Origin of the sequence: Methyloversatilis sp. NSM2, from assembly GCF_038066675.1 — a bacterium.
Classification (GTDB): Bacteria; Pseudomonadota; Gammaproteobacteria; order Burkholderiales; family Rhodocyclaceae; genus Methyloversatilis; species Methyloversatilis discipulorum_A.
This window is the reverse complement of record NZ_JBBUKV010000001.1, coordinates 75,270-87,727: the sequence shown is the minus strand read 5'-3', so window position 1 is coordinate 87,727 and position 12,458 is coordinate 75,270. Positions and strand designations below refer to the sequence as shown.

At 68.0% G+C, this 12,458-nt stretch carries 16 protein-coding genes; 13 read left to right on the top strand and 3 right to left on the bottom strand.

Features of this window, described 5'->3' with window-relative positions; all coding sequences use genetic code 11:
* Window positions 1–63 precede the first annotated feature (63 nt).
* The 7 genes from WJU27_RS00420 to WJU27_RS00390 all read left to right on the top strand — a co-directional run bounded on the left by WJU27_RS00420 (window position 64) and on the right by WJU27_RS00390 (window position 4,306).
* Complete coding sequence (locus tag WJU27_RS00420) at window positions 64–627, top strand: hypothetical protein (protein ID WP_341420797.1); 564 nt, start codon at window positions 64–66, stop codon at window positions 625–627.
* 460 nt (window positions 628–1,087) lie between these two features.
* Window positions 1,088–1,240, top strand: a complete 153-nt coding sequence (locus tag WJU27_RS00415; RefSeq protein ID WP_341420796.1) for a hypothetical protein — start codon at window positions 1,088–1,090, stop codon at window positions 1,238–1,240.
* A 109-nt stretch (window positions 1,241–1,349) separates the two neighbouring features.
* Window positions 1,350–2,099: a hypothetical protein gene (locus WJU27_RS00410; RefSeq protein WP_341420795.1), complete on the top strand. Its 750-nt coding sequence runs from the start codon at window positions 1,350–1,352 to the stop codon at window positions 2,097–2,099.
* Between the two features lie 8 nt (window positions 2,100–2,107).
* Window positions 2,108–2,314, top strand: a complete 207-nt coding sequence (locus tag WJU27_RS00405; RefSeq protein WP_341420794.1) for a hypothetical protein — start codon at window positions 2,108–2,110, stop codon at window positions 2,312–2,314.
* Window positions 2,315–2,324: 10 nt separating this feature from the next.
* Window positions 2,325–2,810 carry a DUF2127 domain-containing protein gene (locus WJU27_RS00400; protein WP_341420793.1) on the top strand — a complete coding sequence of 162 codons (486 nt, stop codon included), beginning with the start codon at window positions 2,325–2,327 and terminating at the stop codon, window positions 2,808–2,810.
* A 25-nt stretch (window positions 2,811–2,835) separates the two neighbouring features.
* Window positions 2,836–3,471 (top strand): FMN-dependent NADH-azoreductase, encoded by a 636-nt coding sequence (locus WJU27_RS00395; RefSeq protein ID WP_341420792.1) that lies wholly within the window; start codon window positions 2,836–2,838, stop codon window positions 3,469–3,471.
* 31 nt (window positions 3,472–3,502) lie between these two features.
* Window positions 3,503–4,306, top strand: a complete 804-nt coding sequence (locus WJU27_RS00390; protein ID WP_341420791.1) for an alpha/beta fold hydrolase — start codon at window positions 3,503–3,505, stop codon at window positions 4,304–4,306.
* 399 nt (window positions 4,307–4,705) lie between these two features.
* Here the strand turns inward: WJU27_RS00390 and WJU27_RS00385 are convergent, their stop codons facing one another.
* Window positions 4,706–5,158, bottom strand: a complete 453-nt coding sequence (locus WJU27_RS00385; RefSeq protein ID WP_341420790.1) for a hypothetical protein — start codon at window positions 5,156–5,158, stop codon at window positions 4,706–4,708.
* Window positions 5,159–5,516: 358 nt separating this feature from the next.
* Between WJU27_RS00385 and WJU27_RS00380 the strand changes: the two genes are divergently transcribed.
* The 5 genes from WJU27_RS00380 to WJU27_RS00360 all read left to right on the top strand — a co-directional run bounded on the left by WJU27_RS00380 (window position 5,517) and on the right by WJU27_RS00360 (window position 7,723).
* Window positions 5,517–5,900, top strand: coding sequence for a DUF3597 domain-containing protein (locus WJU27_RS00380; protein ID WP_341420789.1), 384 nt, complete (start codon window positions 5,517–5,519; stop codon window positions 5,898–5,900).
* A gap of 74 nt (window positions 5,901–5,974) precedes the next feature.
* Entirely contained in the window at window positions 5,975–6,334 is a 360-nt protein-coding gene (locus WJU27_RS00375; protein ID WP_020165517.1) for a GFA family protein, read from the top strand.
* Window positions 6,331–6,753, top strand: a complete 423-nt coding sequence (locus WJU27_RS00370) for a VOC family protein (protein ID WP_341420788.1) — start codon at window positions 6,331–6,333, stop codon at window positions 6,751–6,753. Before WJU27_RS00375 ends, WJU27_RS00370 begins: the two co-directional genes overlap by 4 nt.
* The gene (locus tag WJU27_RS00365; protein ID WP_341420787.1) at window positions 6,750–7,316 is read left to right on the top strand and encodes a peroxiredoxin; all 567 of its coding nucleotides are present in this window, start codon (window positions 6,750–6,752) and stop codon (window positions 7,314–7,316) included. Before WJU27_RS00370 ends, WJU27_RS00365 begins: the two co-directional genes overlap by 4 nt.
* The gene (locus WJU27_RS00360) at window positions 7,313–7,723 is read left to right on the top strand and encodes a DUF1499 domain-containing protein (protein ID WP_341420786.1); all 411 of its coding nucleotides are present in this window, start codon (window positions 7,313–7,315) and stop codon (window positions 7,721–7,723) included. Before WJU27_RS00365 ends, WJU27_RS00360 begins: the two co-directional genes overlap by 4 nt.
* Here the strand turns inward: WJU27_RS00360 and WJU27_RS00355 are convergent.
* On the bottom strand, window positions 7,707–9,446 hold the full coding sequence (locus tag WJU27_RS00355) for a sensor histidine kinase (RefSeq protein ID WP_341420785.1): 1,740 nt from the start codon (window positions 9,444–9,446) through the stop codon (window positions 7,707–7,709). The genes WJU27_RS00360 and WJU27_RS00355 overlap by 17 nt on opposite strands.
* A gap of 245 nt (window positions 9,447–9,691) precedes the next feature.
* On the opposite strand from WJU27_RS00355, the gene WJU27_RS00350 reads away from it, so the two are divergent.
* Entirely contained in the window at window positions 9,692–10,408 is a 717-nt protein-coding gene (locus WJU27_RS00350) for a prepilin-type N-terminal cleavage/methylation domain-containing protein (protein ID WP_341420784.1), read from the top strand.
* Between the two features lie 43 nt (window positions 10,409–10,451).
* On the opposite strand, the gene WJU27_RS00345 is transcribed toward WJU27_RS00350, so the two are convergent.
* Entirely contained in the window at window positions 10,452–12,422 is a 1,971-nt protein-coding gene (locus WJU27_RS00345; protein ID WP_341420783.1) for a cation:proton antiporter domain-containing protein, read from the bottom strand.
* Window positions 12,423–12,458 lie beyond the last annotated feature (36 nt).

The following is a 12,458-nucleotide window of genomic DNA, read 5'->3' as shown; positions in this document are numbered from 1 at the left end:
TTCCATCGCGCCTTGATGTTCGGGCGCAAGCATCCTCCTGTCACGCCCCAGAAAGGATTGAGAATGAAAAAGGCCCTCTATGCCGCTCTCCTGTTCCTGGCCTCATCCAGCGCGAGCGCAGCACCGGTCAGGTGGGAACTCGTGGATTTCCAGTTCAGTGACGCGGCTACCGCCTACGGGTCGTTCACATACGACAGCGACACGGAAACCTTTCACGACATCGACATCCGTACGACCGATGGCCCGACACAGGCAGGGCGTCACTATGTGTCCACTGCAGGCACCTGGGGCATGCATGCGCCCCAGGGAACCTTGGCTTTCAGCGACAGCACAGGGCCGGATTTCACGGACGCAGGCTGGTTCCGAATGGATATCTACGTTCACTTCAACGCGTCCCCAGGGACCATCTCCACACAGTGGTTTCCAGCCAGCGCCGAGAGCTTCTGCATGAACGAGTCATGCTGGACAGCAGCGAGTGAAGACATTGCTCCGGGCAAATCACGCAGGCTGACGGCGGGCTACCTGATCGCGGCAGCGCCGGTTCCGGAGCCCGCGCCATTCGTACTCGGAACTGCGGGCCTGTTGGTCATCGCCGCGCGTCTCGCTTCACGCCAGCGCCGGATCTAGCCCCAATCCGGCAAATGGCCTGCCTGTTCTGGACGAAGCGGTATGCCGCTTCATCTGGAAAGGGCGGCGGCCAGCGCTTCCTGGAGCAGCCGTACTCGGGTTCCCCTATTGACTGAAATGGAAGGGGACAGACGGCACTTCGTATGGCTCTACGCAATTTGTAGATATGGGGACGGACCACGCTTTCGTTCCGCGAGATGCGCGTTCCAGGCGTCTCAATCTCTTGTTGCCTCGTGTTTCCCTTCTCGCCCTGAATCCTGGCCGCGCTCACGCGCTCATGCGCGGCCGCTTTCCGGTGATCGAAGCGGCGGCTAGCCTGCGATCAGTCACCCTCTCACAAACCGAACCGGAGTGATGGCAGCCCTGGAACGGCACCGTGTCAGGCGCCTCCTACCCGACGTCTGCGCACTGCCCGTCGCGGCTACACTGGCGCGCATCGACACCCCGAAAGACTGAACACATGAAGTCACTGATCGTCCTGTTTGCGCTCACGTCGTCCCTCGTCGGCTGCGCGGTCTACACGCCGTCGGGTGCCGTCATCGTCGATCCGGGTCGCAGCGACTCGGGCGGCGGCTTCTGTCCGCCGGGTCAGGCGAAGAAGGGCAACTGCTGACGCGTCGTACCGGCTGCGGCGCGCTCATCGGTGTCGCGGCGGTCCATCCGTCAGCGCCTCGTGTCCGTTCCGGTCAGTCCGATTTCCAGCAGTGAGGAGGAAATTTGCGATGTGGAGTCTGTTCGTCCGCTTCGTGATGGCCTGCGCCCTGCTCCCGGCCAGCGCCTGGGCTGCGGACACCATCGAATCCATTCCGGTGCGTTTCGCGAAGGGTGCGTCGTCAGCCACGCTGACCGGAACGCTCAAGGGTGACCGCATCGTCGACTACCGCCTGCGGGCCCGCGCCGGACAGACGCTGAGCGTCAGGCTCGAGACCGGCCACACGGCGAACTACTTCAATGTGCTGCCACCGGGTTCGCGCGACGAGGCGATCTTCATCGGCTCCACCCAAGGCACGGAATGGACCGGGCAGCTGGCGTCCGATGGCGAGTACACGGTGCGGGTCTATCTGATGCGCAGTGCCGCGCGCCGCAACGAGACGGCACGCTACGCGCTGACTGTCGGCATCACCGTCAGCGGACAGAGCGCAGCTTCGCTGGGCCGTGCGCCAGCGAGCGATGCTCGGGTCGCCGGCACGCCCTACCATGCCACCGGTCAGCTTCCCTGTTCGATGGGCGCGGCGCCCGCCGCGTCCGCCCAGTGCGACTTCGGCGTGATCCGCGGCGCGCCCGGCAACGCCGAAGTGCACGTGACACCGTCCGGCGGCTTCCGGCGCGTGCTCCGCTTCGTCGGTGGCACGGTGAGCGCCGACGGCGATGCCCCCCGCGTGCAGACCGGCAGGGAGGACGATGCATGGCTGATCGACGTGAATGACTACGAGCACTACCGGATTCCGGACGCGGTGATCAGCGGCGGCTGAGGCGCGACGTGATGCTTTCCCATGTCATGGTCGGCACGTCCGACTTCGAGCGAGCGATGATCTTCCACCGACCGGTCACCGATTCGCTGCGCCAGGGCAGCCGCGGCGACGTCCCGCCTGGCCTGCGCCCGGAGAAACCCGCTCACCGCGACGGCGCGCCTTTCCGTAACCGCGATGGCATCACGTTCCGTATCGTCAGCCATCAGCCCGGGTAAGTCGGGCTCGATGCACCCACCCTCCTCGCGAGACCGGCGGGCGCTCGCGGTCGTCGCCACCTTCGAGGCCCTGAAGGGCGTACTGGCGCTGATCGGCGCGTCGGGCCTGCTGCTGTGGGTCCACGCGAGCCTGCACGACGCCGCCCTCCGTCTTCTGGCGCATCTGCACCTGAATCCGGCCTCCACCTATCCGCACATCTTCGTCGACGCGGCCACCCATCTCGACAACACGAACCTCACGCTGCTTGCGGTCGGTGCGGCGGGCTATGCCGCCCTGCGCTTCGCTGAGGCCTGGGGTCTCTATCGCCACGCGGCGTGGGCCGAAGTGCTGGCCGCCGTCAGCGGCGCAATCTACGTCCCGTTCGAGATCGTCGGCCTGTGGCACGGCGTGAATGCGCTCGGCGTCGGCGCGCTGGCGCTCAACCTTATAGTCGTGGCGATCATGGTGGCCGCACTGTTGCGCCGCCGGCGTCACGCGGCCGAGAATGCCGGCTGAACCCGATCCATCACTGGAGCCCCGCATGCCCCACCTCCTCCACATCGAATCGTCCCCGCGCAAGCAGCGCTCAGCGTCCATCGAAGTCGCCCGCGCCTTCATCGACTCCTGGCAGGTGACGCACCCCGACGGCACGGTGGATGTGCTGGACGTGTGGTCCGAGCCGATGCCGGAGTTCGACGGCGCCGCGCTGGATGCGAAGTACGCGGGCCTCACCGGTACGGAGCTGACCGACGAACAGGCAACGGCCTGGGCGCAGATCCGGGCGTTGGCGGCGCGCTTCCAGAAGGCGGACCGGCTGGTCATCAGCGCACCGATGTGGAACTACTCGATTCCGTACAAGCTGAAGCAGCTGATCGACGTGGTGTCGCAGAAAGACCTGCTGTTCACCTTCGACGAACGCGGCCAGCTCGGTACGCTCGGCCACTGCAAGGCGATGCTGGTGCTGGCGCGCGGCGTGGAGGTGGGTGATGCGCCGGATGCGTTGAAGTCGTCGGAGTGGGATCTGCAGCGCCAGTATCTCGACCTGTGGCTGCGCATGGTCGGCATCACCGAGGTCGGCCACATCGTCGTGCAGAAGACGCTGTACGGCCCGGAGGTCGACGCCGGTTCGCGCGCCGAGGCAGCAGCACGGGCCCGGGCGATGGCGGCGACCTTCTAGCCACGGCTGCGATCCCCCGGCGGAGCGCGCAATGACCACGGCCACCCCGCATGTCCGCACGACCGGCACCGGTCCGGCGGTGATCTGCCTGCATGCGAACGCGAGCACGTCGTCGCAGTGGCGCGACCTGGGCGACGCGCTGTCCGCCCGTCACCGGGTGCTCGCGCCGGACCTGTATGGCGCCGGCCGCAGTCCGGACTGGCCTTCGGACAGCCGGATCGCGCTGCGCGACGAAGTCGATTTCCTCGCGCCGGTGTTCGATCAGGCGGGCGAATCCTTCGTGCTGGTCGGCCACTCCTACGGCGCCGCGGTGGCGCTGATCGCCGCCCTGACCTGCCCCGAGCGCGTCCGCGCGCTGGCGATCTACGAGCCCACGCTGTTCGCCGTGGTCGACGCGCAGCAACCGCAGCCGAACGGCACCGAGGGCATACACGCTGCAGTAGCGGCTTCGGTGGCTGCGCTGGAAGCCGGCGACCTGCACGAGGCGGCCCGCCATTTCATCGACTACTGGATGGGCGACGGCAGCCTTGCGGCGATGCCCGAGCAGCGCCAACAGCCGGTCGCCGAATCGATGCGCAATATGCGACGCTGGGCGCACGCGCTGACCACCGAGCCGACACCGCTTGAGGCCTTCGCCGCGCTGGATATGCCGGTGCTCTACATGCTCGGCGCCTCGTCGCCTGAGTCGGTGCACGCGGTGGCGCGTGTGCTGACCCCGCGGCTGCCGAAGGTGGAGGTGGTCGCGTTCGCCGGGCTGGGGCATATGGCGCCGGTGACGCATCCGGACGTCGTCAATGCGGAAATCGTGCGCTTCGTTGCGGCGATGGCGCCATGATGGTGGCTTCTCGCGGTAGCACGGCCGCGTCGCGGTCAGAAGACCGCTCCCACAGGGATCGCGCCTGATTCGTGACTGGAGTCAGGGCGGGGTTCTGTGGGAGGGGTCTTGACCCCGACAGCGGCCTGCAGCGAAGCCGGCGGACGGCATCGGCCCTGTCGCGGCCAAGGCCGCTCCCACAGGGAAGACGCCCAAGTCACGCCCGGCGCCTGGGCCGGGATTCTGTGGGAGGGGTCTTCTGACCCCGACAGCGGCCTGCAGCGAAGCCGGCGGACGGCATCGGCCCTGTCGCGGCCAAGGCCGCTCCCACAGAGAACCCGCTCCGTCGCCATCGTGAGCGCCCGGACCGGGGTGCAGCCGATCGCGATGTCGTCGTCGCGTCGCCGTTCTCACCGCCGCTCAGGCCCTGCCGCCGCCCGCACCAATGATCAGATTGAACACCTCGCGCGCCAGCAGCAGTTCCACCGGCGCGCCGCCGCGCAGGGCACTGATCGGGCGGAACACGCCGCCGTGAGCTTCGAGTGCTGCCTTCGGTGCCTCGAAGGTGGTGAAGCGCAGCAGATGCACGCGGACCGGACCGGAGTCGGTCGATACCTGGTGATCGAAGTCGACGGCAAGTTCCAGCTCGGCCGGGTTCAAGCCAAGGCGGGCGACAAGCGCCGCCTTTACCGCATCGCCATCCTTGATCGCGGCCGTCCCGCCGGTTGGAGCAAGCGCGGCTGCCGACGGAGGCAGCGGGGCCGGCGCCAGCAAGGTGTCACCCCACTTCGCGAACACCAGCGCCGCGCTGTAGCTGTCGAAATGCACCAGCATCGCGCGATTGGCGATCAGTACATCGTCCTGTGTATCCACGGTCCGCTCCCTTGGTGCAGCGGGCGATACGGTGCACGCGACGTGGGCGCGCCCGACCGCACTGCCTGTGTCATGACAACTTCGTACGCCAGCATCGACCAGGCCCCGCTTCGACACTGCACAGCACTGGCGGGGAGTATGGCCCGGCGGAGAAGCAGTGCAGCGTCGCCGTCGCCAATCCGGAGAACATCGGCGCGCCGCAGGGTGACGGTCGACGCGCAAGGCTGTTAGCATGAAGTCGCCTGACCCGGCTTCACGCCGGATGCATCGCCCGCCCCCACGCGCAGCACCGGGCTCTCGCCCGGGTTTCACGTGCATCCCCGGGGGCCTCACTCACCCGCAAAGAGAGGAGTCCGCCATGGGCCTGTTCAACACCATTCTGGAAAAGCTCGGTTTCGGCAAGAAGGACGATGCACCTGCGGCGGCTGCACCCGCACCCGCACCGGCACCCGTAAGTGCGCCCGCCGCACCGGTCGCCATTTCGCAGGTCGATGTCGTATCGAAGCTGGAGGCGCTGGCCGCGGCCAGTACGCAGAAGCTGAACTGGAAGGTGTCCATCGTCGACCTGATGAAGCTGCTCGGCCTGGACAGCAGCCTCGACGCGCGCAAGACGCTGGCGACCGAGCTCGGTTGCCCGCAGGACAAGATGGGCGACTCGGCACAGATGAATATGTGGCTGCACAAGACCGTGCTGCAGAAGCTGGCGGAGAACGGCGGAAATATCCCGAAGGAATTGCTCTGAGGTCTGCTGGCATTCAGGCTCATCGGCCCGGCGCTTCCGTCGCGAAGACCGGGCCGCACCGCGAGGAGATCTGCATGAACTACACCGGAAGCTGCCACTGCGGGCGGATCGCCTTCGAGGTCGATGGCGAACTCGCTGGCGAACTGACGGGCGCCGTCGCCTGCAACTGTTCGATCTGCCGGCGCAAGGGCGCGCTGATGTGGTTCGTGCCGCGCGCGGCGCTGAGGCTCAGGACGCCTGCGTCCGACATGGCGAGCTACACCTTCAACAAGCACGTGATCAAGCACCGCTTCTGTCCGCATTGCGGCATCCACCCGTTCGGCGAGGGCAGGCGGCCGGACGGCGTCGAGAGCGCGGCAATCAATGTGCGCTGTCTCGACGACGTCGACATCGAGTCGCTGCCGGTCAGGCATTTCGACGGCCGCGCGCTGTGAAGCCGCGCATCACGCTGATCACGCTGGGCACCGACGACCTGACGCGCGCCGTCGCCTTTTACCGCGACGGTTTGGGCTGGCCCACCGAAGGCATCGTCGGCGCCGAGCACGAACACGGCGCGGTGGCCTTCTTCGAGCTGCAGCCCGGGCTGAAGCTCGCGCTGTGGCCGCGCACCAGCCTCGCTCACGACGCCGGCATCACCGCCAGTGCAGCCGACCCGGCCGGCTTTTCGCTGGCGCACAACGTCGCATCGAAAGCCGAGGTCGATGTGCTGATGACCGAAGCGAAGGCCGCCGGTGGCCGCATCGTCAAGCCGGCCCGCGACACCTTCTGGGGCGGCTACGCGGGTTACTTCGCCGATCCCGACGGTCATCTGTGGGAGGTGGCCTGGAACCCGCACTGGGAACTGCCGGAATGACCGCCCCGCTGACGACACTGCCCGCCGACCTGCCGGTGCCGACCGATGACGGCGCTGCGGCCCACCTCGAAGGCCGGCACCTGCCGGCGCTCGCGCTGCCGGCAACCGACGGCAGCACGGTGCAGCTGTCGACGCTGCCCGGCCTGCAGGTGATCTACATCTACCCGATGACCGGCCGCCCCGGCGTGCCGCTGCCCGAGGGCTGGGACGCGATTCCGGGTGCACGCGGCTGCACGCCGCAGTCCTGCGCCTTCCGCGATCACCACGCGGAACTGGCCGCACTCGGCGCCGGCGTGTTCGGCCTGAGCACGCAGGACAGCGACTATCAGCGCGAGGCGGCCACGCGTCTGCATCTGCCCTTCCCGCTGCTCAGCGACAGCGACCTCGCGCTGCGCGACGCACTGTCGCTGCCGGTGTTCGAGGTCGACGGTCGCCTGCTGTACCGCCGGCTCACGCTGATCGCCGACGCGGCGCGCATCGTCAAGGTGTTCTACCCGGTGTTTCCGCCGGACCGCAATGCGGCCGAGGTGATTGCTTGGCTGCGCGCGCGGCGGCTGCCATGAAGGTCACGCCCGCCCTGGTGTTCGCGCTGCTTTCGGCCACGGCGCTCGCCGCGCCACCCGCGCTGACGCCCTGCCCCGACAAGCCGAACTGCGTGTCGACAGAGGCGTCCGGCAAGGCGCAGATGGCACCGATACCGTTTTCCGGCACGGTGGCCGAAGCACAGGACGCACTGCGCCGTGCGATCGCCGCACAGCCGCGCAGCACGATCACGCGCGACGAGCCGGGCTTCGTCGCCGCCGAGTTCCGCTCGCGCGTGTTCGGCTTCGTCGACGCCGCGGAATTCGTCATCGATGCCGATGCGCGCGTCATCCGCTATCGCAGCGGGGCACGCAGCGGCCATTACGACTTCGGCGTGAACCGCGAGCGGATGGACGCGCTGCGCGCCGCGCTCAGCCCGCCGCGCTGAGCCGGCGCGGCGCCGGTTCGAGCGTGAAGCACACGCAGCCGTCACGGTTGAGCGCAAGCCGCAGCGCAAAGCCGGCCGCCTGCGCCTGCTTCGCCGCCTGGTAGAGCCCGACGCCCAGGCCGGCGGCCGAGCTCACTGGCTCGCGCAGCAGCGAATCGGCGAGCGCCGGCGCAATCACGCTGCCGCTGTCCTCGACCGACAGGCGCTCGCCACCCAGCCGCATCACGATGGCGATGCCCGGCTCGGTCTGCCGCTTGTGCAGCGCGTTGGCGATAAGGTTTTCGGCAACCGTCGTGTACAGCGCGCCGGGCAGCCACAGATCGGGCTCGGTCGCGCCCTCGACCGCCACGCCGTCGCCGGCGAAACGGGCCGACATCGACTGCAGCCACTCCGGCGCCGGCATCCATTCGCCGTCGGCCGGCTGTGGCCGACGCAGCTTCTCTAGCGTCGCTTCGAGCCGCGCGGTGATCACCGGCAACTGGCGCGCCAGCAGCGCGTTGGCGCGCTCCGCCGCGTCCGGGCCGTCGGCTTCACGCGCGGCGTAGCACAGCGTGTTCAGCGACTGCAGCAGGTTCTTCACGTCGTGCGTAAGGCGCGCACCGGTGTCATGGATGGCCGACAGGTAGCTCAGGCGGCGCAGTTCCTCGGCGCGCAGGCGGGCCTGATAGAACTGGCCGAGCAGTTGCACCAGCAGATTGAAATGCCACACCAGCCCGCCGGACAGCGGCCGCTGCGTGAAGATGGCCAGTTCGAGCAGCGGGTGCTCGAAGTCGTAGCGCTGGGCACCGCGTCGACCGAACTGACCTTCATGCACACGGCCGCCGCCGCGCGTGCGCCACTCGCCGCCGGCAACCAGCGGCAGTGCCGACAGGCGATTGGCGGCACGGGCGACGAAATCCTCCGGTCGGCCGTCCTCCTCCGCCAGCGCGGCCAGGCTCTCCAGCCATCGTTCATAGGGCAGCGCCAGCGACAGCACGTAGCGGGTGAAGGCCACGCCCAGGCCGCCGAAACCGCCGCGCGGATTCCACGCCCAGCTGAGCAGCATCAGCATCGCGGCCAGTACGGTCAGCGTGCCGAGCAAGGCGCGCAGATAGTCGACGCCAGCGATCAGCATGGCGGCCAGCGTGCCCAGCGCCAGTACCGCCAACAGCAGCAGCACGAACAGGCCGGACACGAAATCCAGCACTTCGCGGTCGCGGTCGGCGCGTTCGTGGCCGGGCACACCGAGCATGACGGTCAGCGCCAGCGGCGACAGCCACAGGCCCAGCGTGTCGATGCCGGTCGGCAGCGACAGCCCGGGCGGCAGCGCGCGCGGCAAGGCCACGGTAAACAGCGCAGTGATCAGGTAGGCGAGCGCGCCGAGGTAATAGATGCGCGGCCCGCGCGAGGTCGAAAAGAACACCTTGCCGCCGACCAAGCCGGCCAGCAGCAGCATCCACAGGCTGAGCACCGCCGGCCCGTAGAACACGACCATCGCCAGCACCGCGACCGCGAGCAGGATGAGCGCGCGGGCGTTCAGCCTGCTCTGCGCGCCGACCAGCGGCTGCCACATCAGCAGCAGGCCGATATGCGACAGCAGCGCGACGCGCCCCAGCATCACGTCGTCGCCTATCCACAGCAGGCCGTGCAGGCTGGCCAGCACGCACAGCAGCAGCCAGGGCCGTACGCGCGTCAGCCAGTCGAGCAGGCGTGGCGTCTGCGGCGCCGCTTCGCGCGGACTCACCGCTGCGCCCTGCCCGCGCGACGGCGCCCGGCCGGGCCGCCACGCAAGTGACCGGAACGTGACGGAACTGTCGAGAAGCGGTCAGTTCGGAACGGCCGCGCGGGTTCGGTTGGCTTGTCTGCGCGGCCCGTTCGCCCCGACAAGGAAAAAAACTGTATCGGATTCAGCATGATGCACACCGCCGCAGCAGAAAGGCGGCAATGGGCACGGATCGTGCAGTGGTGTGGCTATCAAGGAGGACTTTCATGAGATCCACGCAAAACGGTTTCACACTGGTCGAAATCGCCATCGTTCTGGTCATTATCGGTCTGCTGCTCGGCGGCGTGCTCAAGGGTCAGGAACTGATCAACAGCGCCAAGGCGAAAAGCCTGGTCAATGATTTCCGCACGATATCGACCGCCGTGTACGCCTACCAGGACCGCTTCCGCTTCATGCCGGGCGACGACCCGGCCGCCACTCAGCACGTTGCCGGCGCGAACGCCAGCAGCCCGTCCGGCGAGGCCCGCGGCAACGGCCGCATCGGCGGCAACTGGAACTCGACCACCGCGACCGACGAATCCTTCCTCGTCTGGCAGCACCTGCGCAGGGCCAATCTGCTGACCGGCACCAGCGACACCAGCGATACCAGTGCCACCAGCAATTACTACCCGAGAAACGCCGACAACGGCCGCATCGGCATCACCGGCGCCGTGCCCATCGCCGTCGGCACCACCTCGGCGACCTCCTCCAGTTCCGCCTCGGTAGTAATGACCGGCGCCTTCTTCATCTGCTCGGACGGCATTTCCGCCCGACTTGCCCGCCAGGTCGACTCGACCATGGACGACGGCGCCACCAACACCGGCAATGTGCGCGCGATGGCCCAGGTCAGTGGCGCTGGGGCGGCCACCGGTACCGCGATCGAAATCACGCCGGACCTCGAACGCACCAGCAGCGATCTGTACACGGTCTGCGTCGCCTACTGACCGTCCCGCCGGGCGGCGTCCGCCGCCCGTTTCCCGCCCGACTCTACCCCTTCAGCAGCTTCGATTCCGCCCGCGCCAGTTCGGCCGGCTCACCGAGCAGCACCACCACGTCGCCGTTCTCGAAGGCCAGATCCGAACTCGGTTCGAGCGCGCGGATGCCGCGCCGGCGTATTGCGCTCACCTCGACCCGCACATCCTCGAAATGGAATTCGTCGATGCGGTGGCCGATGGCCCAGGCACCGGGCGCCAGCGCGACCGAGTGCAGCCGCTTGTGCTGCGCCTCGCTGACCGCCTCTTCGGCCAGATGCTCGGCACCGCGATACAGGCCGCGCAGCAGGTGATAGCGGTCACCACGCAACTGGCGGATACGCTTGAGCACCCGCGCCAGCGGCACGCCCAGCAGCACCAGCGCGTGTGTGGCCAGCATCAGTGACGACTCCAGCGATTCCGGCACCACTTCGGTGGCGCCAGCGGCCGACAGCTTGTCGTAGTCGCGCTCGTCGAAGGTGCGCACCACCACCGGCACGTCGGCGCGCAACTCGTTGGCCAGACGGATCACCCGCATCGCCGCGTCGGTATCGACGAAGGTGACGACGACGATGGACGCGCGCGCGATACCGGCGGCGATCAGCGTTTCGCGCCGGCCGGCGTCACCGAACACCACCGTCTCGCCGGCCGCCGCCGCCTCGCGCACGCGCTCCGGGTCGAGGTCGAGTGCGATGAAGGAAATGCCTTCGTTTTCGAGGAAGCGGCCGAGGTACTGGCCGTTGCGGCCGTAGCCGCAGACGATGGCGTGGCCGTCGGTGGCCAGCGACTGGGCGGCGATCGAGGTGAGCTGCATCGAGCGCAGCAGCCACTCGGACGGCACCAGCCGCAGCACGATGCGGTCGGCGTAGTGGGCCAGTATCGGCGCGACGAGCAGCGTCAGCAGCAGCGAGGCGAGCACGATCTGCAGGATGCGGTCGGGAATCAGGTGGGCGGAATCGGCCAGCGCCATCAGCACGAAGCCGAATTCACCACCAGCGCACAGCCACAGTCCGACGCGCAGCGCGTTGCCGGGCGACGAGCCGAAGAAGCGCGACGCCGCGGCCGCCACCGCGAACTTGCCGACCAGGATGAACAGCACCGTCACCAGCACGAAGAACAGCTCGGAAAACACCAGCGCGAGGTTGAGCTTCATGCCGATGGTGACGAAGAACAGCCCGAGCAGCACGTCGCGGAAGGGCTTGATGTCCTCCTCCACCTGGTAGCGGTACTGCGTTTCCGAAATCAGCATGCCGGCGAGAAAGGCGCCCAGCGCCAGCGACAGGCCGGCCACCTCGGTGGCGAAGGCCATGCCCAGCGTCACCAGCAGCACATTGAGCATGAACAGCTCGGGCGACTTGCGCATCGCGACGATGTGGAACCAGCGCTGCATCAGCCGCGGGCCGAGATAGAGGATGAGCGTGAGCGCGACCGCCGCTTTCACCGCGGCCAGCCCCAGCGCCTCGACGCTTTCCTCGGCGCCCAGCGCCAGCACCGGAATGACCACCAGGAAGGGCACCACCGCCAGATCCTGGAACAGCAGCACGCCGACCACCTGCCGGCCGTGCGTCGAATCCAGCTCCAGCCGCTCGACCAGCAGCTTGATCAGCACCGCCGTCGACGACATCGCGATGGCGCCGCCGACCGCGATCGCACCCTTGAATCCGAGACCGAACAGCCAGGCGAAGCTGACCACGCCGAGCACGCTGAACGCGACCTGGGCAGCGCCCAGGCCGAACACCAGCCGCTTCATCGAGAACAGCTTGGGCAGCGAGAATTCGAGCCCGATCGAGAACATCAGGAAGACGATGCCGTACTCGGCAAAGTGGCGCGCTTCGTCGGTATCGGGAATTAAAGCCAGTGCGTGCGGGCCGGCCAGCGCCCCCACCAGCAGATAGCCCAGTATCGGCGGCAGGCCGATACTGCGGAAGAGGCCGACCACCAGCACCGAAGCGGTGAGCAGCAGAAGAACCAGCTCGAGGGCAGACATGGTGGCGATGTGTTCGGCCGTCAGCGCTTTCCGGGA

Coding starts and splice junctions, on each gene's coding strand:
- WJU27_RS00420 (WP_341420797.1), top strand. CDS start 64: ATGAAAAAGGCCCTCTATGCCGCTCTCCTGTTCCTGGCCTCATCCAGC.
- WJU27_RS00415 (WP_341420796.1), top strand. CDS start 1,088: ATGAAGTCACTGATCGTCCTGTTTGCGCTCACGTCGTCCCTCGTCGGC.
- WJU27_RS00410 (WP_341420795.1), top strand. CDS start 1,350: ATGTGGAGTCTGTTCGTCCGCTTCGTGATGGCCTGCGCCCTGCTCCCG.
- WJU27_RS00400 (WP_341420793.1), top strand. CDS start 2,325: ATGCACCCACCCTCCTCGCGAGACCGGCGGGCGCTCGCGGTCGTCGCC.
- WJU27_RS00395 (WP_341420792.1), top strand. CDS start 2,836: ATGCCCCACCTCCTCCACATCGAATCGTCCCCGCGCAAGCAGCGCTCA.
- WJU27_RS00390 (WP_341420791.1), top strand. CDS start 3,503: ATGACCACGGCCACCCCGCATGTCCGCACGACCGGCACCGGTCCGGCG.
- WJU27_RS00380 (WP_341420789.1), top strand. CDS start 5,517: ATGGGCCTGTTCAACACCATTCTGGAAAAGCTCGGTTTCGGCAAGAAG.
- WJU27_RS00375 (WP_020165517.1), top strand. CDS start 5,975: ATGAACTACACCGGAAGCTGCCACTGCGGGCGGATCGCCTTCGAGGTC.
- WJU27_RS00365 (WP_341420787.1), top strand. CDS start 6,750: ATGACCGCCCCGCTGACGACACTGCCCGCCGACCTGCCGGTGCCGACC.
- WJU27_RS00360 (WP_341420786.1), top strand. CDS start 7,313: ATGAAGGTCACGCCCGCCCTGGTGTTCGCGCTGCTTTCGGCCACGGCG.
- WJU27_RS00350 (WP_341420784.1), top strand. CDS start 9,692: ATGAGATCCACGCAAAACGGTTTCACACTGGTCGAAATCGCCATCGTT.
- WJU27_RS00345 (WP_341420783.1), bottom strand. CDS start 12,422: ATGTCTGCCCTCGAGCTGGTTCTTCTGCTGCTCACCGCTTCGGTGCTG.